The sequence below is a fragment of the Streptomyces sp. SDT5-1 genome (genome assembly GCF_052245995.1).
Lineage (GTDB): Bacteria > Actinomycetota > Actinomycetes > Streptomycetales > Streptomycetaceae > Streptomyces.
In genome coordinates this window covers 7402023-7421078 of the sequence record NZ_CM125963.1, presented here as the reverse complement: position 1 = coordinate 7421078, position 19056 = coordinate 7402023, and the positions used below count along the sequence as shown (strand labels likewise).

Here is a 19056-nt window from a genome sequence, read left to right as displayed (position 1 = left end):
GAGAAGGGCCCTCCGGGCCCGAAGGGGGAACTCATGGCCAACAGGCCGGGAAGCGGTTCGGGATACGGGCCGGGGAACGGGCCCGGAAGCGGGTCGGCGTCGAACGATCGGGAGATCGACGACTCGGAGCTGATGGACGTCGCGCAGGATCCGGAGCAGGCCCACAGCCTCCACAAGGCCCTGCGCACCCTGGCCCGCAACCCCAATGTGCACGGCCCGCTCCAGGAGATGGCCCAGGGCATCCTGTCCGGACGCATCGGCATGACCGACGCCATCAAGGACGAGCGGTACATGGGCGCGCTCGGCGACCGCATGACCGAGATCCGGCACGCCGCCGAGTCGCAGACCATGCAGGACCGCGAGGCCGAGCGCGGAAAGCGCGAGGAGTGGGAACGCAAGCGGGAAGAGGAAGCACAGAAGGAGCGCGAGGAGCGCGACGGCCCTTCGACCAACCTGTTCACCGGGTCGAAGAAGCGCGGGCAGGGCGGCGGCCACCGGGGCTGAACCCGGCGTCCGAATGATGCCGGTCGCGCCCGGAGTGCGCGCTGTGCACCCTGCTGAGCGCGCACTCTTGGAACAGCACTGTGACGCCCGGAGGTTGAGGGCGTGTCAGTCCCTTTGGGTACTCTGGAACAGACATGAGGCGGACGCGAACCGGCGGCACAGCGCGGCTGGTTGGTGAAACGGGGGCGTGGTCATGGGTGATGGATTCAGGAGCAATCCGGAGTCTCTGAGGACCGAGGGGAAGAGCTTCTCCGAGATCGGCAGGGACTTCTACGCGGCGACGAACAGGCTACGGAGCGGCCTGGCGGCGCAGGGCGACGGCGGTGGCGGCGGGGGCGAACCGCCGAAGGACACGTCGTTCGCGAGCGTCGCGCAGGACGCCTGGAAGGGCATGACCACGTTCAGCGACAAGGCGGGCACCCCGCCCTGGGGCGACGACGAGCTCGGCGAGAAGTTCGGTGTGGTCTACGAGGGCCTGCGCGACGGCATGACGGACTCCATGGACCACCTTGCCACCAAGCTCAACGAGATCGGCAAGGCGCTGGAGCGGATGGCGAAGAACCACGAGGAGAACGAGGACTTCAACGAGGCCCTGGTCAAGGAGCAGACGCCGGAGAACCAGTTCGGCGGCGAGGTCCATGTCCTGAAGTCCGCGAGTCGCTAGCTCTCATCTCCACTCCGACCATCAGCTGTTATCAGCAGTCGTCCTTCTACTTCGCAGGAGCGAGTTCGTGTCACAGCCCGGCACGCCGGAACCGGTGCAACCCGTACCCACCACCGCCGACGAGGCCCTGGCCGCCGCCCGGTCCCGGTTCGAGGTGCTGGACCAGGAGGGGAACCCCGCGCCGCTGCACGTCGCGGAGTTCGATCTCGGCTTCCTCGTCCACGCCGTCCTGCCTCCGCCGCCGCCCGGCACGCAGGCACCGCTGGGCGGCAGCCACATGGTGATCTCCAAGACCGACGGGGCCGTCACCTACGTCCCCAATTTTCCGCCGGACTCCGCGATCGACCTCTACCGGAGCATGCGCCGGTCCAACGGGTGAGGCAGCGCGCTTCCGACTGGCTTCAGCTGAGCCGCTGAGCAACAACAACGAGCCGTCCCACAAGGCCGGCGCAACACAGACTGCATGACGTAACGGGGGAACTTCGTCGTGGCTTTGATGCTGCCCAACGGGCTTGAGTGGCTTCTCGAGATGTGTGGCTTCGACTGGCCCACAGGCGACGAAGACAAGATGATGGAGTGCGCCAACACCTGGCGCCAGTTCGCCTCCGACGTGGCGGACCTCCAGTCACGCGGCCTGACCGCCGCCGGAAACGTGCTCGCGGAGAACGCCGGCGACTCCATCGACGGGTTCAACAAGACCTGGGAGAAGTTCGCCGGCGGTTCCGGCTACCTGGACGACGCCCGGCAGGGCGCCGAGATGATCGCCATCTGCATGGACGCCGCGGCGATGCTCATCATCGGGCTGAAGATCGCCGTGATCGCGCAGTTGGTCATCCTCGCGGTCGAAATCGCGGCGGCCCAGGCCGCCGCCCCGTTCACCCTGGGCCTGTCGGAGATCGGCGCGATGGGCGCGGCCGCCGCCACGCGCATGATCCTGCGGAAGCTCCTCAAGGAAGTTGCCCAGCAGATCCTGCAGGCGGTGCTGGAGACCGCGAAGGAACCCTTCGTCTCCGCGCTCGAAGCGATGGTCTCGGACGTCGTCTCCCAGACCGTCGAGCAGAACTTCGGCAAGCAGTCGGGCTACGACCTGGGGCGCACAGCCAAGGCGGGTTACGAAGAGGGCAAGAGCGCCCTGGAGAACTCGGGGTCCACGTTCGGCGAGTCCCTGCGTGACGGCGCGGGCTCGCGCGCGGGGCACGGGGCGCGAAGCGGGTTGACCGGTGGTGGGCACGACGGTGGCGACGGGTCGTCGTCGAGCTCCGGTGGCGACGGCTCGTCGAGTTCCGGGAGTGGCAGTTCGTCGAGTTCCGGCAGTGGTGACTCGTCGAGCTCGGGTGGCTCGTCGTCCGGTTCCGGTGGTTCGTCGTCGAGTGCCGGAGGTTCGTCGTCGGGTTCCGGGGGTTCGTCGTCGGGCGGCAACTCGTCGTCGGGTGACGGCAGTTCATCCAGTGGGCCGTCGAGCTCGGGGGCGGGCGACTCCTCCACCGGTTCCGGCAGTTCGACGAGTTCGAGCGGTGGTGACTCCGGGCGCAGGGCGCCGGACTTCGGTGGTTCCTCGTCCTCGACGTCCTCGTCGTCGCCGTCGGGTGGCGGTGCGGACACCTCCGCGTCGGGCTCTCCCTCCTCTTCTCCGGGTACGGCGCCGAGTGGCGGCTCGGACGGCGGCGACACCTCGTCGTCCTCGCCGGCGCCGAGCCGCGGCTCCGACCCGCCGAGCCCGTTCGACGTGGGCACCCAGGCGTACCAGGACAGCATCAGTCAACCGTCGGGCGGTGACACCTCCACTCCGGACTCGTCCGGCCCCGACTCGTCCACGCCGGGCTCCTCTCCGGACTCCTCTCCAGGTTCCTCTACGAACTCCGCTCCGGACTCGTCCACGCCGTCCGCCTCGACGCCGGACATCGAAGGTGGGCCGGCTCCGGACAACACCCCGGACCACGCCCGCCCGGACAGCACACCTGCCCCCGCACCGAGCACGCCTCCGGGCAACGAACCGTCCCTGTCCTCCGACCCTTCGCCCAGCGGAACGGCGGGCCCAACCCCGGATGTCAGCACGTCCCCGACACCGGACACCACTCCGGAGGGTGCCGCCCCGGGCCGCCCGGACGGGGCCGACACACCAAACCCGGGCCAGGGCGCGTCGATCCCGGACCAGCGCGGTCCCGAGCCCACGCCGTCCACTCCGCCCGAGAGCGCGCCGACGCCGGCCCCCGACCCCGGTGTGCACCAGGTCGACCCCGACTCGGTCTCCACCATGCCCGCGCACGCCCAGGGCCCCACGCCGGGCGACTCCGGCGACGGCACCACGAACGACAACCAGAACCAGGGCACCGGCAGCGGCCGCATCCCGAGCGGCGCCATGCCCGGCAACGCTCCCACCTCGCACGCAAGCCCCGGCCAGGGCCACGCGCCCACCCATGCCACCCCGACACCGCACGACCCGAGCGATCCGAGCGACCCGGACGGCATCAGCCTCATGGGTGGTGCCGCCACCGCTGCGCCCCCGGCCCCTCATGCCCAGTCCGGTGACGCCGGCATCCCACAGCAGGCGGCCCAGTCCTCCGCGGCGCCCCCGACTGCGACCCCTGGTGCCGTGCCGCCCCCGACGGCCGGCCCCATTCCGACGCAGGCCCCGGCGGCGGGCGGCCCCACGACCACGCCACGGGCGAATACGCCCAGCGCCACGACACCGCGTACGGATCAGCCGGGCACCCGGCCCACGACACCGTTCCGCGACAACGGCCAGAACGGCCCGGCATCACCGCCGCGCCGCGAGAGCCCGCGCACGCAGACGCCGAGCCGCCCGACCACGCCCCCGCGCGGCGACCGTCCGACGGGCACCCAGTCACCGTCCCAGTCCCCCACGCCCACGCCGAACAACCAGGGGATGCCGGCGCAGAACAACCAACAGCCGGACAGCCACCAGGCGGACAACCACCAGCCGAACACCCCACAGCCGGACGCCAACAACCAGACGCCCGACCAGAGCCAAACGCCCGACGAGTCCCAGACACCGGACCAGAACCAGAACCAGCAGCCCACCGCACCTGCGCCCCCGCCCCAGGCGGACAACCTGTCGGACATCCGCGGCGACCTGAACATCCCGCACGAGGGTCTGACCACCCCCGACCCTGCCCACCAGCAGGACCTCGAGAACGCCCACCCGAGGAACCCCGACGGCACTCCTCAGGTGTTCGCCGACCCCCGGCAGGGAAACTGGGCCGGTCTCCAGAACGACGGCGGCCCCGGCGTGCCCGGCCGCTCCAACAACTGCGCCGACTGCACCCGCTCGTTCCTCGAGACGTGGTTCGGCCGCCCGACGGTGTCCGCTCCGCGCACCCTGGACACCAATCCGGACGGCAGCCTGAACAGGTTCTCGGCGGAGCGCAACTCGGTCGAGAACCAGGAGCGTTGGGCCGGCGCCCCGAGTACGTACGCGGGCAGCGACCACCCCAACCCGTACGCGCGAATATCCCACGAGCTGACGCAGGCGGGTCATGGCTCCGCCGCCATGATCGCCGTCAACTGGCCCGGCGGTGGCGGCCACGCCTTCGCCGCGGTCAACCACAACGGCCAGGTCCTCTTCGTCGACCCACAGACGGGCGTCGTCAGCGAGACCCCGATCCATCAGGGCGCCAAGGACGTCTTCTACACCCCGCTGGACGCCAACAGGAACCCGATCACCCCGTACTTCCTCCAGCCGTCGACGCCTCAGACGTCCACGGAGAACACCCCGGACACGACGAACAACACCTCGGGCACCGACACGTCTACGCCCGAAGCCCAGTCGTCCGACCCGTCCCAGGACCAGGCATCCGAGCCCACCACGACCCCGGAATCGGACACGCCGCAGGAGCCGGAAGCCGCAGACAAGGACACGCAGGACAGCCCGGACTCTGACCCCGCGCGGGATCCCCAGAACTCCCAGGACTCCCCCGACAGCGACAGCGACGTCGACACCGACACCGACACCGACACCGACACCGACAGCACCGACGACACACAGACCCCGGACGACAGCACCGACCAGCACCAGGACTCGACGGAGCCGGCACAGACACCGACGCCCTCCACGGCGACCCGCCCCTCCGGCCCCCCGGACGGCTACGACGACCCCACGGACGCCGACAACCGCGCTCAGCAGGAACGATTCCCGCGCGACGAGGACGGCTCGTTCCAGCGTGCTCCCGACCCGCGCGAGGGCTCCTGGCTCGACGACATCCGCGGCCAGAACCCCGACGACTCCGGCCGCGACGTCAACTGCGCCGACGGAGCCCTCGCGTTCGCGGATTCGTACGCCGGCAACCCCACGGTCGCCGCCCGCCGCAGCCCGAACGAGGACGGCACCCCGGCGGACACTCCCGAGCCGGGTGGCCGCGACCGTATCGAGAGCACCCTGGGCGCCGAGTTCGACGACTTCGGCGACGGCCGGGACGCGTACGACAATCTGGAGACCACGCTCCTCAACGAGGGCCACGGCTCGCAGGCCGTGATCATCACCCAGAACGCCGACGGCCGCGCCCACGCCTGGAACGTCGTCAACCACAACGGCCAGATCGTCTACGCCGACCCCCAGACGGGCCAGAGCAGCACCACCCCGCTCCACAGCGGCAACAACGGCGTCTTCGCCATCCCCTTGGACGCCAACCGTCGTCCGCTCGCGACCACCCCTCAGCCCGACGACCAGAGCACGTCAACACCCGCGCGCCCCGCAGGAACGAGCCCTGATTCCAGCGCCCAAGGCGCGGAGGCCACGCGCGCACAACGCAACCAGAGCCTTCCCGACCCGGAGGCCAAGGACCAGGAACACGCGAATCTCCCTCCCGACCAGGCGCAGCGCGATCTTCGCGGCTCCCACAATGTCCGTCGCATCGACCTGGACCCGGTCCAGGCACAGATGCGGCGCTGGGCCGAGCCCACGGGCACCCCGCCCCGGTCGCCCTTGTCGGAGCTGCTGCGCGAGTCCCTCGATCGCCGCCAGGCACACGCGGAGTCGGCACGCCATGTTCGTGCCACACGGCACGATTACGACAGGGCTCAGAAGGAAGTCTCCGCCGCCACGGCAGCACGCACCCGGGCGAAGAAAGCCGAGGAGAACGCGAAGACCGATGAGGCGAGGCAGGCGGCTCACAAAAAGCGGGTAGAGGCGGAGCAGCGGCTCGCCCAGGCCATGCAGATCCTCGGCCCGGCCGAGACCGCCCACAAGGCGGCGATGGAGGCGCATCGCAACGTCCCGATGCCGTCGACGAGCTTCACCGACAGCACTCTCCGGAACCATCTCGATCCCGCCTGGTCGCAGATGAACGATGGCGAGCGGTACGCCTCCATCGCCGCTATGGCCCGCATCAGCCAGTCCTTCCACGCCAATAACGCGGTGGGCTCGAACCCTCGCCCGGCCACGGACAACGACGCATACGGCGACGGCCAGTTCCACGAATCAGCGGCCGCCTGGCGGCGTGAGGAATCCCTGCTCCCGGAGGGGACGCTCCCTCAGGGCATCGAGGACATCAAGCGGCTGGTCGAGGCAGCGGAGTTGGATTCGCCCGACCTCACCGGCAAGAACTACGCGGTTGTCGAGGTCTTCGACCCGGAGACCAACGAGAGTCATTTCATCGTCGATTCCTCGGTTCCCGCCGGTGTGGACGGCGCCACCCCGGCGCACTCCGAGTCACACATCCTCAAGTGGATCGACGACCTCAATGCGAATCTGGCGCCCGAATCGCAGGTCAAGATCAAGGGTCTCTTCACCGAGCGTGAGCCTTGTGGCCTGCCCACCAGCACGAAGACCGGCCCGGACGGCAAGGTTTCCCATCACCCCACAGGCCATGCAAATTGCAGTAGGACGATCAACGAGTCCAAGGCGATGGACCGAGTTCCCGTCTACTACGGCACCACATATCGAGCGGACCCGGATGCCAAGGACCTGAAGGCCGCCGAGCCGGACAGGCTCCGCGACGAAGAAGGCCTGACACCGTCCCAAGTCAGGACCGCGATGCGGAACTACCGCACGCCGAGTCAGACTCTCCAGGACGCGGAGTTCAACGAGCACCTCAACTTCGTCGACGAGTTGGTGCAGACCCTGGCTCCCCAGAGGCAGCCCTCGATGCCACCTCCGGCCCCCGGCCAGAGCAGCCCTCCAATCCAGGAACACCAGGCGGGTCCGCAGAGCCCTGGAGAGGCCCGCAGGCCTTCGGCCAGTCCGGCAGGCACATCGAACACGAGTCGGACCGACAGCACCCCTGCGCCTACGGCGGACGTCGCGAGCACCCTCGACTCCGCGAGCACGCGAGACATCCCTCGCGCCGCCCCCGCGTCCGGCGGTCCGGGCGAACACGACGGCTCGAGCCGGCTGGACGACGGGCCTCGCGAGAGCTCGCCCGCCCCCGACAGGCAGTCCGCCAAGCGGGGCCGCTTGCAGCGCGTGTGGCAGGCCATGATGCCGACGGCTCCGGCCGAGCCCACGGAGTCCACCACTGAGGTGGACCATCCGAGCTTCTACGACGAGGCGAAGCTGCCGGAACGCCAACCCGACAGTTACGGCAGGCCACTGGACCGTCCCGACGGAACACGCATGCCGCTGTTCGACGGGCCCCCGTTGCGTGAGCAGACGCAACAGGGCTCCATCGGCGACTGTGGCGTCATCGCCACCATGGGGGCCGTCGCGAGCAGGTATCCGGATCTCCTCCAAGACATGATTCGCGAGACGGAGGACGGCAACTATGAGGTCCGCTTCCACGAGGCGGCACGAAGCAACCCGGGTGGCTTCGCTCCGACCGGACGCATTCTGACCGTGCGCGTCACCCCGGAACTTCCCATTTACAGCGACTTCCCGCATTCGACAGTCTTCGCCAATGCCCACGCAATGGGCGTGGCCTGGCCGGCCATCATGGAGAAGGCCATCGCCGGCCTGGACCAGTTCTGGGACGAAGAAACCCGTGAAAACAAGTTGTTGTTCGCCAAGAACAGGGATTCCGACAAGAATTTGCTGACGGGCTACTCCCGTCTGACCAGGGGGACCAACGTGGGCGAACGCGCCGAACTGCTCGCTCAGATCACGGGACGCGCAACGGAGAACCACGAGTTCCCGACGCAGTACGACATGAACGGCCGATCCCGAGAGAGACAAGTTCTGGATCATCTGCGGGAACTCCTCGACAGCGGCAGGCCGGTCCTCATCGGCACCCAGCAAAGGGGCGAAGGCGTAGAGAACAGAATGGAGAAGAACCTTCGGAGTGAACACGTCTACGAGATCGTATCGGTCGACGACAGGGGCCTGATCCAGTTGCGCAATCCCCACAACTCCGACCAACCCGACCCTCTGACGGCCAAGGAGCTCATGAAATACTGCCGCGACCAATACACGACTTTGAAGGATGGGCAGTGAGCAGCGCCGACATCATCTATCTCTGGCATGGGATCCAGCGAGAGTCCGAGAACGTGAGGTTCTCGGTGAACGACATCTACAGAGATCCCGGCTCCTCGGTCAGGGTTCGCCTCGTGAGTGTCGCCGAAGAGGAGCAGAGGCACGTCCTCCAAGTCGGGGAGACGTTCATCGTGGGCAACGAGACATGGCAACTGGCCGACCTGGAGGGGTGGCCGAGCCACCACGACTGGACCGTGGTACTTCGTCGCCTCACGTCTCCCGGGCACACGTAAGGTCGGCGTCGGTACCCGACCAGGAGGATCATGTCCGAGCCAACCACCAGCACCCCCGAAATCCCCGAGGAAGAGGTCGCCCACCATGTCGGCGCCTGGTGGCGTGAGGGTGGCCGTGGCGGTCAAGTGGCCTTTCTCGCCCTTGCCGACGGCCACGACGCCACGGACCTCGTGCAGGAGACGCACGAGCGGACGCCCGGCAGTGTTGTCGTCGACGCCACCGGCCTCACCGCCGAGCAGGTCATGAGGCAGGCCCTCACGGCGCTCGGCGTGGACCCGTCCGCGGGCGGGCGGGAGGGCTGGCGTTCCGCTCTCAGGTCATGGCCGGAGGAGCGGCTGCTGCTGATCGTCAACGCCCGCCGCGCCGGGCCGACGCGGCGGTCGTTCGAGGCTCAGCGCCTGGTGCCACGTGTGCTTCGGCGGTTGGCGTGCGGCAAGTTGGCCGTGATGACCCATGTGGTCCCTCGCTCGGTGCCCACCTGGGCCGCCCCCGAGTCGGTGTTCCGCGTAGCCACGCCCGCCAACGGGCCGACGGTGGTGCCGGAATCGGCGGTCCTGCGCGCCCTGGCGCTGGCCGAGCCGCGCATCGTGCCCTTCCCCGTCTGGGCCGAACTCGTGGCCGCGCTGACCGGCGAAGCCGTGCCCGAAGCCGAGCTCACCGAGTTCGCCCGGGAGGAGTCCGGAACACTTCAGGTCGGCCCGCTGGGCGTTTCCTTCGTCGACGAGGGACTGGCCGAGGCCCTGCGCCGGGAAGCCCACTCCCCCGAACTGACGCGTATTCACCGGCATGTGGTCGCTTGGCTCACGCGCTCGGCACCCCACCTCCGCCACCCCGAAGGTTGGGCCAGGCGCGGTGCCGTCGGCCTGTACGCGGCCGCGGGGCTTGCCATGCACGCCGTACAGGCGGAGATGTACGACGAGGTGCTCCGAGACGGGCGGCTCATCGCCAATCTGCCGCAGACCGCGCTCATGGACGCCGCGCGCAGCATCACCTACCTCGTCCCCGGAAACACGGCAGCGGCCGACGCACTCCACCTGTGGGGCTGGGGAATCGCACCCCGACGTCAGGCGGAGTGGGCCGCGTGGCTGCACCTAATGGCGCTTTCACGCGACGACCTGGACTTCGCGTCCGCGGTCGCCGCCTCCGGTGTGACCCTGCCCTGGCGTGCGAAGTGGGCGCACTGGCGGCCGCCGGGTGGCTACGACGCTCGGTTCCTGCGGGCGGGGAGGTTCGTGGCCCTGACGGAAGTGCGGTGGCAGGGCCGGCCCGCCATCGCCGCTCTGCAGCAGCGGACCGTGCTCGAGGAACAGGAGTTGTACGTCTCGGTCTGGGACGCGGAGACGGGAGAACTGGCCGCGGGCCCCTGGGAACACGACGAGATGTCGCCGGCGCACCTCGCGGACCTCGCCTGGCCCGCCTCGTCCGAGAGCGACACCACCCTGCCCGTACAGGTACGGGACCTGTTCGCCCCGTCGTCTCCCCGACGCGATCGCCGTGCGTTCCTGCTCCCCTGCGCGCCGCTGACCGTAGGAGACGTGGCGTTCTTCGCGGGCGACTTGGGGATCATCGCCGTCGAACCGGCGAGCGGCGTGGACATCGACGAGTGGGGCGCCCGACTGCAGCTGTTGAGCGGCGACTACGCGGACGCGGGCCCCTGCTCCCCTGTCGACGGGCCGGCACCGAGTCCCGAGGACATCATCGCCCTCTTCGGTGAGGACCTGCTCTGCCCCATCCCGCAGGAGGACCTTCCGGACGGGCTGACGCACCCGGCCTCGCGCGAGCTGCTGCTCGACTTCGGACTGCCCTACATGAACGAGGGGGCCATGGGGATCTTTCCCTACGGCGGCTGGGGCATGGGAACGCTGGACGAACTCCCCTCCTGGCCCGAGGAGTTCGACCCCGTCCCCGAAACCGGCCCGTTCTTCCAGTTCGGCAAGTGGATGGGCGGCAGGCTCGTCATCGACGGACCCACCGGAGACATCTTGCGTGTCCCCACGAAGCCCGGCGAGGACCACCTCGCGGGCCTTCCGGTCGCGCACAGCCTCGAAGGCTTCCTCACCATGGTCGCGCTGTTCGTCACCGGACTGCGATCGCGGGAGACCACTCCCCCGATCAGTTCCGAACGGGACCAGATCCCCTACTGGGTCGAGGGAGCCCTGGCAGAGGTCGACGAGGAGGGCAGCCGACAGCCGGCCTGGGCGTACGCACTCCACAACGCGTGACTCGGGCCACGGAGAGCTCGCGGACCGCCTGCCGAGCAGTCCGGACGTGTCACCCCGAGAGCCTTCCGACCAAGCGCCTCAGCCCCTCCTGGCAGTTGACACCGGTCTGGAGGGTCTCCCAGGCCCGTGCGATCTGCTGGTCGGTGAGCTCGGGCAGGGCCCCGTCGATCCAGGTGCGCAGGGTCGGAACGGGCCAGCGGGTCAGGTTCGCCGGGCGCATCGTGGCCATCAGTGTCTCGACCGACTCCCGGTCTGCTTCGCAGGGGAGGTCGGCGAGGACCAGAGCGACGACATCCACGGCCGCGAAATCGCGTGCGGCGGCATCGTCCTGCAGCAGTTCGTCGACGGCCCCGCCGATGTGCACGAAGGGGACCATCACGCACACGAGCCCGTTCAGGTCGAGTCCCGCGCGCAGGCGTGCGCGTTGGCGGTCCAGCCAGACGCGCAGAGCCTCCTGGCCCGCTTCCGTGCGGCAGACACCGGGGGTGTACGGCCAACTGCCGTGAGGTGCGGTCTCGTGCGGGAGGTAGACGTGGCGGTACGGGTCTCCTCCGCGCTGGACCGCCACGCCTTCCAGTTCGATGTCCAGGGCGTTGCGCAGCTCGCGCGCGAAGCGCGGGTCGGCGTGGAGACGGGTCAGGTGCGGGCGTCGGTGGACGAGCAGGTGGCAGGCCCCAGGAACGCCGAGACCCCGTGGCGGGTCCGCCAACGGGACGCCGAGTTCCATGAGTTCGTCCGCCAGGTCGAGCGGCAAGGGCGCGAACCACCCCGGCGCCGGGTCCCGGTACGGCAGGCGCACCGGAACGGCGTCTGCGGCCAGGCGCGGGGCCAGGCTCACCGCCACGTCGTACAGCTCCTCGGTGCGCGCCTGCCCCAGCGGTTCGCCCGCGAGCCAGTCGTACAGCAGGCGCTCGGCCTCACCTGCGGGAAGCCCCGCGCGCTCGTCCATGAGCAGGTCCACGGCCCCGCTCCGCCGGAGCAGCGACTGCCATTCCTGTGCGTCGGCCACGTCGCGGGGCATCAGCCGCAGCACGTCGTGCACCGTCTCCGGGCGTCGCTCCACCAACAGCGCCAGGGCCTTTCCCTTCAGCGCATCGGCCCAGAACTTGTGCACGTCGCCCGCACACAGCCCGGTCTTCGGCACGATGTCCTCGAGCAGGGTCGCGACTTCGGACTCGGGATCCGTCTTCGCCGCGCGGGCCACCCTGCGCAGGTCGGCGGCCATGCCCGGATACAGGTCCGCAGGCGTGTGCACGCGTCGCACCAGCAGCTCGCGGAAGCTCCGCAGCCGGTCGGGCGAGACCGCCGCGCCCTTGGGGGCCAGTTCCTTGGCACGCGCCCGTACGGCACCGACGGCCAGCGCTCTGTGGTCCGCGAAGGCGACGTAGCGGGAGTCGAGCCATCGCTCGTCGGGCTTGGTGTGCTGCTCGCGTTCGGCGTTCCGTGCACGCGTGAAGTACCCGGTGGCGAACTCCGTGTGCTTCCCGCCCTCGTTCAGGCACATGTCGGCGAGTTCGTCGAGGACGGCGGGCAGGAATCGGGGTGCCGTCCCGGCCAGGTCCTCCAGCTTGTCGTCCAGGATGGACTTGTAGAGGCTCGGGCTGCCCCAGAAGCTCCAGCCGAATGCGTAGGCCGCCTCCAGGGCCTCCTGTTCCTGGCCGGGGTACGCCTTCATGAGCCGCTCCATGAACGGAAGTTCACGTGCCTCGTCCTGGGCGTCCGCCGTGGGAGCCTTCGCCGGGATTCCGGTGTCGAACGTGCCCGTCAGCTCCCACTCCTCCTTCGACGCCAGGAGCGCGTCCCAATGACGTACGAAGGGTGTGGGCTCCATGAGCAGCGTCATGGTGGGGCCCTCGGGGTGGACGTACGACCGCGCGGTCAGCGTCGGAGTCCCGTCGTCGTCCTCGTCGGCACACGGCGCGGGTCGGGTCGACAGCAGCTCGACTCCCGCATCGGCGAGCGCATCGCGCCACACGGCATCGGACTCGGCGAGAGCCGCCGGTACGGGCGTGTGCGCGGCGGCCCATGCCCCGGCCTGCGCGCTCGCGCGCTCGCGATGCCCCCTCACACCCCGTCGCAGCCGGTACAGACGGCGCACGCCCGCGCTGTCCAAGAGCCAGTCGGGTACCTGCTGAAGCGCCCTGCCGCGTGGGTTCCGGAAGACGAACCTGAGGTCGTCGCCCAACTCCGCGGTGTAGCCGTCCACTTCACAACGTCCGAGCATGCTCCCGTGCTTCCCCCGACTCGACGAACTCCTCTGCACCTGCGTACTGCTCAGAACAGCCCGTGCCACATCTGCTCGACGATCACGGACCACCAGTTCCGCGGATCGTCCAGGGCCGAGGCGTCGATGGCGACGAGCTGCTCCTGGAGGCCGGCCACGGCGGCGCCCGCCATGACCGGGTCGAGCGCGGTCATCCCCGTACGCGTGGTGTCCAGGAGGGCGAGGGAGCGGGCGAACGCGGCCACCGAGGCGTTGACGCGGCGCCCCGCGCCGTTCTCCGGTGTGACGGCCCAGACCTGCCCGACCGGCTCGCCGTCGAGGTCGGACTCCGTGCACTGGACGGTGATCAGCGCGACGCCGTCGGTTCCGATCCGGACGTGGTTCTCCAGGAACGTCAAGGCGTCGGCCCCTGCCCCGGAGCCGGTCGCGCGCAAATGGGCGGCGGCGTTGCCGAACAGGCCGCCCGGAAGCGGCGTCTCCGGGGACTCGGGCGTGAAGAAGAACGGAACGTCGGGGAGCCCGGCCCAGATCAGCGTGTTCCTGGCGGACTCCGGAAGGGGCGTGCCCGCCACGTCATCGGCGTCGTAACGGCGTACGTCCTCGGCTCCCACGGCATCCGTGAGCACGCGCCCCAGAGCGACGTCGCGCAGCGCTTCGGCCGGTTCCACGTCGGACGGCAGCGCGGCCCGGTGCGGCCGCGGCGGTGGCTCCTGCCCGGCGATGCGGTGGGTCTCTTCGACGTGCTCGACCAGCGCGGCGACGGCCTCGGCGCGCTCCTCGCCCCGAATCCCGTACTCGTGGAGGCAGGTGAACGTGGCGAAACGGAAGTTGCGTTCGAGCAGCAGGCCCGGGTAGCCGCCGGGAAGCAGGCTGGGGCTGAGGTCGGTGTGGATCGCGATCACGTTCCGCGGCGGGACACCGAGGGCGTCGAGTTCCACCACTGCCTGGTACTCGGCATGCGGCTCACCGGGCGCCGAGTTCTTGGCGAGGCTCGTCTCCTCCCCGGTGGCCGGGTCGATGTAGGTGAAGACCGCGGTGTTGCCCGGCCCGGTGACGGGTGGCTGCGCGGGAGGCTCCGCCTCTTCACCGCCTCCGTGCTTCTGCCGGTACATCCGGACGACCTCTTCGACCGGCACGGACGGCCAGGTGCTCAGCTCGCCGGTGCGGCGGTCGACGACTCCGCAGGAGTGTCCGAACGTGGCCGGCGGACGACGCTTGCCCGTGACCGGGTCGCGCTCGAGCGGCGGGGGCGCCGCCCACACCACCCAGCCCAGGTCGAACTCCTGAATCCGCACCTCTCGGCGCGGCTGCCCCTCGGGGTTGAGCCACGCCTCTGCGGTCGCGAGCGCCTGCTCCTGGCTGATCACGGGCATTCCCTTCGAGTCTTCGCGATACGTGTTGTCGTCCGGGCTTCGGGAGACCTGAGTCCGTCAGGCCGTCGTGTCGGGGCGCTCCGGGCGGATCTGCAGCGCCTTCACACCGTTCTCCGTGGCAACGAGAAGGATGCCCGAGGGAGAGAGGTCGGTTCCCGTGAAGGGCGTTGCGGAGACGAACAGGGTGACCAGCTGCTCCTCACCGTTCGTCTCGGCACGTCGCCATACGCGCACGTAGTCGGCGCCACGGCTGTACCCGAGCGGCCCCGCGGCACGTTCCTCCTCCGAAGGGCGCCGCACACCGGCCGGATCCGCGTCGACGACGGCCCCGGTGGCGAGGTCGTGCACCACCACGGCGGGCGCCTGGGGATCGTCAGCCCTCGACGGCCGTGAACCGGGTGTGCCGTGGGGCACCGCACTGACGGCGACCGGGACGCGCACCTGCTCACCGACGCCGTCGACCGTGCCGACGGTCACGCCTTCCACCCCGGCGACCGGCACACTCCACAAGGTGTGCCAGGGCAGTTCGGGCAGCGAGCGGCGCAGCACCTCCGCGTAGTCCGGCAGCGCGTCCTCGACGAACGCGGTCTCCAGCAGCGCCGCACGCAGCACGGCCGGTGCCTGGGTACGGGTCAGCAGCGGCGCCGTCCGCAGATATGTGCGCGCCGGCGCGTCCAACTGCCCGGCGGGCAGGGCGTCGACCGCGGCGCGCAGCAGCACCGGGTCGGCCTGCGCGAACAGGTTGGGGTCGGTGAGGAGCCGGGGCAGCAGACCGGCCTCCAAGGTGTGCCCCGCGATGCGATCGCGCACGTACTCCCCTGCCTTGGCCCAGTCCTGGTCGGGGACGGCCTCAAGCAGCTCCATGGCGATCCGTGCCTGAGCGCCCGGCACGTCCGGAATGCCCTCCCGGACGGCCTCTGCGATACCGGGGTGGTGCAAGGCCACCAGTGTCCGCTCGTTCTCCGGGAGGGCATCGTCGGCCCTTTCGACCGGGCGGATGAAGGGGGCGGCGAGTCGCATGCCGCGCGCCATGTCGTCGCTCATGTCCCGTCCGGCGACGGCGGAGGCGAGCGGCGTCAGCAGTGGTACGGGCAGGCCGTCGCCCTCGGCGAGAGCGAGGGGCGCGAGGATCTGCCGAAGGGTGCGAGGGTGGGCGCCGAGCCGCTGGGCGTGCAGGTCGACGGCTTCGGCGATACTGCCCGGGAGTTGGTCATCGGCGCCAGGGTCGAAGCCGTCGGGGTGCGTCAGGATCGACTGTACGGCGAGGTGGGCCGTCAGACGGCTGCCCGCGCCGTCGCCCGCGCGCCGCGCGATCGACTCGGCGAGGGAACGCCGAGCGGCGGGATCGCTCGTGAACGGCAGCTCAGGAGCGCCGAACCGAGGGTCGAGCAGCGCGTCGGCCTGCAACACGAGCCCCTCCGGGTCGGCCCACTCGGGCGCGTCGAGGTCGATGATCCGGGCCGTGCCCGTCGGCAGGCTGTCCGCGATTTCGGCGGCGAACTCGCGGGGCACGTCGACGAGCAGACGCAGGGACTCGACGGCGGCGAGCGGCTTGAGGACGTCCCGGACCAGGCGCCCGGGTTCACCGGCTCCCCGTACGGGCCCGGCCCTGTCCACGTCCGGCACCACGATCGTCACCGGGCGGCCCGAAGCGGCGAGCCGACCGAGCTCGGGGAAGATGTCGGCCGTGCGGGTCACGGACAGTCCGTAGTGGTCGGCGAGCAGCCACAGCGTCTGAGCCGCCGTAAGGCCGGCGACGCTCGGCACGGCGGGCGCCGGCAGATCCGGTGGCACGGTCGCCGGATCGAAGGCGTCCAGGTCGAGCCGCTCGCGGTACTCCGGGTCGCACAGCATGAGAAATCCCGTGAGCAGCCGCGAACACCCGGTACCCGGGCTCCCGGTGAGGATCACGACCCTGGGCGCACCGGGCCACTCCATGCGCCACGCGGCGAGCACGCGCAGCGCCGCGTTGCGTCCCCCGATGTACGGGTGGGGTTCATAGTTTGCCTGGGCCTGCTCTGGGGCCTTGATCGGGCTGGTCATCGTTCCCCCGTTGTCCTGTCCGTCCGGCACCGTCAAAGAGAGTTGACCGTACGGGTTCATCCTATGGGTGCGACACGGGGGGCTGTTGCGGGACCACATGACAGTGAGAGCGGCAGGCGATCAGTTGTCGCCGGCCGCCCCCACACTTTCGCTACGAATTCCCGGACACCTTCAGGTCGCGGATCCGGCCGACGTTGTCGAACGAGCCGAAGCCGACGCGGCCGTCGCCGGGGCGGGTGGAGACCGCGGTCATCAGGGGGTGGCGCGAGCCGTCCATGTAGACGGCCGTTTCGCCGGTGTCACCGCAGCGGACCACCGTGACACGGTGCCAGGCCATGTCGCTGATCGCGGGTGGGGCGCCGGTGGTGCCGTTCCACTGGTCCTCCACGCGCAGGCGGTCGGCGTCGTCGACCGTGAAGACGCCGTTGTGCGGGTAGATGGTGTTGTCCTGGGAGAGGTGTGCGTAGCCGAAGCGGGTGTCGGACTCGTGGCCGAAGACGACGATGACGTCCCGGTTGTCGATGTCGGTCGGGGTGTCGATGCGAACTTGGGCGTCGATGCGGACGTTGCGGTAGGCGGGACCCGCGGTGAGGACCGCGTACTCGTAGGGGCGGCGGGGGCCCGGGCGTTCGGCGCCCGGCTCCGTCATCACGGCCTCGCCGTCCTTGAACTGCCACTTGGAGGGTGTGACGGGCGCCCAGTTCTCCTCGGACATGACATCGGTGAGGGTGGTCCCGCTCGTGTCGCAACGCGCGAACGTGCGGGTCCCCGTCACCTTCCAGATCTTGCCGTTGGCCTTGGAGAGGATGTACAGCTCGCCGTCCGCGTCCTGTCCGAACCGCAGGTCGACGCGCTTGTCACCGGCGAGTTGCTGCATGGTGACCCGCTTGCCGGACTGCGCGTCGTAGACCATCAGGCTGTAGAGCTGCGCCAGGCGCTGCTCGCTGCCGGGCTTGGCGCGGCGCATGTCGGCGGCGTCGGAGTAGAGGAGCCTGCCGTCGACGATGTCGCCGAAGATGTACTTGCCCTGGAGCCCGTGCAGGTCGTGGCCCCGGTAGACGTAGCCGCCGGAGATGCCGACGCCGACATCGGACTTGCAGTTCCAGTCGGCCGGCGGGTCGTGGTCGTAGGCGGCGACGGGATAGGTGTAGCCGTACTTCGCGTCGTCCTCGGGCAGCGGGAGGATCTTGGCGCAGGGGTCGGTGGCCTTCTTGTCGAAGACGAAGGCGCCCTCGCGTTCGCTCCAGCCGTAGTTGTCGCCGGCCTTCACCTCGTAGACGGACTCGATGGCGTGCTCGCCGACGTGCGAGAGGAACATGCGGTGGCTGCCGCGGGTGTCCCAGCTGAAGCGGTGCGGGTCGCGCATGCCGATCGCGTAGATCTCGCCGAGGGTGCCGGGCTCGCCGACGAACGGGTTGGTGGCCGGGATGCCGTACTCGCCGTTCGCGCTGTCGTGGCCGCGCGGGTCGATGCGCAGGAGCTTTCCGTGCGGGAGGGCGCGGTTCTGCGGGTCGCCGGTGGTGTTGCCCTTTCCGCCGTCGCCGACCGCGATGTAGAGGAGCCCGTAGTCGGCGTCGCCGGGCCTGGCGGTCGGGTCGAAGTCGATCTGCTGGATGCCGTGGACCTGGCCGTTGAAGCCGATGCGGAGCAGTTCGCGGTGAGTGCCGGAGAAGGTGGGGGCGCTCGGGTCGTCGGCGGTCCACTCGGTGACGATGCCGTGGAAGCCGTTGCCGCTCGGCTGGTTGAAGTCCGGCTTGGCGTCGGTCAGTTCGGGCTTCTCGGTGTGGACGGTGTAGAAGCGGCCGTTGTGCCGGAAGTCCGGGTCGAAGGTGACGTAGCCGAAGCCGGTGCCGAGGCCGCGGCTGGCGTAGTAGGCCGAGGAGAACTCCTTGTACAGGTCCAGGTAGGGGCGCTGCCCCGAGCCGTCCTTGTTCAGGGAGTAGAACATGCCGTTCTGGTCCGCGACGGCGAGGCGGTTCGAGCCGTCGGGGAACGGCGTCAGGTAGTTGATCCGGTTGTACCGGATGAGCCGCTCGTCCTCGACGGGCCCCGGGCGCGGCTCCGACTTCGGCAGCTGCGCGAACTCCTTCACCTCCAGGCCGATTCCGGAGGTGACGGGCTTTCCGGGAATGGGATCGGTAACTGCGGTGGCGGACGCGGCGTCGGCGGACGCGGCGTCGATGGGCGCTTCGGCCGCGCTCGCCGACGAGGCGAACGGCGCCGCGGCGAGCGCGGCGGTCAGCAGGGCGCCGGTGACGAGCTGGACGAGGAGCGATCTCGTACGATGCCGAGCGCGTGGGCGGCTCGGGCTCTTACTGGGCAGGACGTGCGGGGCCGATGGAGACAAGGGGGCTCCCTTCGGGTGGGAC

Annotated in this window: 10 protein-coding genes; 6 read left to right on the top strand and 4 right to left on the bottom strand. The window is 69.9% G+C overall.

Going from position 1 to position 19056, the window contains the following annotated elements:
* Positions 1 to 33: 33 nt before the first annotated feature.
* From ACTWJ8_RS34080 to ACTWJ8_RS34055, 6 genes are all read left to right on the top strand, one after another.
* Positions 34 to 504 (top strand): hypothetical protein, encoded by a 471-nt coding sequence (locus ACTWJ8_RS34080; RefSeq protein ID WP_443261392.1) that lies wholly within the window; start codon positions 34 to 36, stop codon positions 502 to 504.
* Between the two features lie 193 nt (positions 505 to 697).
* On the top strand, positions 698 to 1168 hold the full coding sequence (locus ACTWJ8_RS34075; protein WP_443261391.1) for a hypothetical protein: 471 nt from the start codon (positions 698 to 700) through the stop codon (positions 1166 to 1168).
* A 67-nt stretch (positions 1169 to 1235) separates the two neighbouring features.
* Positions 1236 to 1547, top strand: a complete 312-nt coding sequence (locus ACTWJ8_RS34070; protein ID WP_443261390.1) for a hypothetical protein — start codon at positions 1236 to 1238, stop codon at positions 1545 to 1547.
* Between the two features lie 117 nt (positions 1548 to 1664).
* On the top strand, positions 1665 to 8552 hold the full coding sequence (locus tag ACTWJ8_RS34065) for a toxin glutamine deamidase domain-containing protein (protein ID WP_443265081.1): 6888 nt from the start codon (positions 1665 to 1667) through the stop codon (positions 8550 to 8552).
* Positions 8549 to 8824, top strand: coding sequence for a DUF6406 domain-containing protein (locus ACTWJ8_RS34060; protein ID WP_356373418.1), 276 nt, complete (start codon positions 8549 to 8551; stop codon positions 8822 to 8824). The genes ACTWJ8_RS34065 and ACTWJ8_RS34060 overlap by 4 nt, the downstream gene beginning before the upstream one ends.
* Before the next feature lie 30 nt (positions 8825 to 8854).
* On the top strand, positions 8855 to 11047 hold the full coding sequence (locus ACTWJ8_RS34055) for an SUKH-4 family immunity protein (RefSeq protein ID WP_443261389.1): 2193 nt from the start codon (positions 8855 to 8857) through the stop codon (positions 11045 to 11047).
* A 49-nt stretch (positions 11048 to 11096) separates the two neighbouring features.
* Here the strand turns inward: ACTWJ8_RS34055 and ACTWJ8_RS34050 are convergent, their stop codons facing one another.
* The 4 genes from ACTWJ8_RS34050 to ACTWJ8_RS34035 form a co-directional block, all read right to left on the bottom strand.
* Positions 11097 to 13253: a hypothetical protein gene (locus ACTWJ8_RS34050; protein WP_443261388.1), complete on the bottom strand. Its 2157-nt coding sequence runs from the start codon at positions 13251 to 13253 to the stop codon at positions 11097 to 11099.
* A gap of 68 nt (positions 13254 to 13321) precedes the next feature.
* Positions 13322 to 14644 carry an SUKH-4 family immunity protein gene (locus ACTWJ8_RS34045; RefSeq protein WP_443261387.1) on the bottom strand — a complete coding sequence of 441 codons (1323 nt, stop codon included), beginning with the start codon at positions 14642 to 14644 and terminating at the stop codon, positions 13322 to 13324.
* Positions 14645 to 14701: 57 nt separating this feature from the next.
* A complete protein-coding gene (locus ACTWJ8_RS34040) occupies positions 14702 to 16687 on the bottom strand; it encodes an ATP-binding protein (protein ID WP_443261386.1) in 1986 nt (661 codons plus the stop codon).
* Between the two features lie 151 nt (positions 16688 to 16838).
* Complete coding sequence (locus tag ACTWJ8_RS34035; protein WP_443261385.1) at positions 16839 to 19034, bottom strand: PQQ-dependent sugar dehydrogenase; 2196 nt, start codon at positions 19032 to 19034, stop codon at positions 16839 to 16841.
* Positions 19035 to 19056: the final 22 nt, after the last annotated feature.

What these genes read in the sequence shown, in the direction of transcription:
- ACTWJ8_RS34080 (WP_443261392.1), top strand. Translation starts at nt 34, where the DNA reads ATGGCCAACAGGCCGGGAAGCGGTTCGGGATACGGGCCGGGGAACGGG.
- ACTWJ8_RS34075 (WP_443261391.1), top strand. Translation starts at nt 698, where the DNA reads ATGGGTGATGGATTCAGGAGCAATCCGGAGTCTCTGAGGACCGAGGGG.
- ACTWJ8_RS34065 (WP_443265081.1), top strand. Translation starts at nt 1,665, where the DNA reads ATGCTGCCCAACGGGCTTGAGTGGCTTCTCGAGATGTGTGGCTTCGAC.
- ACTWJ8_RS34055 (WP_443261389.1), top strand. Translation starts at nt 8,855, where the DNA reads ATGTCCGAGCCAACCACCAGCACCCCCGAAATCCCCGAGGAAGAGGTC.
- ACTWJ8_RS34045 (WP_443261387.1), bottom strand. Translation starts at nt 14,644, where the DNA reads ATGCCCGTGATCAGCCAGGAGCAGGCGCTCGCGACCGCAGAGGCGTGG.
- ACTWJ8_RS34040 (WP_443261386.1), bottom strand. Translation starts at nt 16,687, where the DNA reads ATGACCAGCCCGATCAAGGCCCCAGAGCAGGCCCAGGCAAACTATGAA.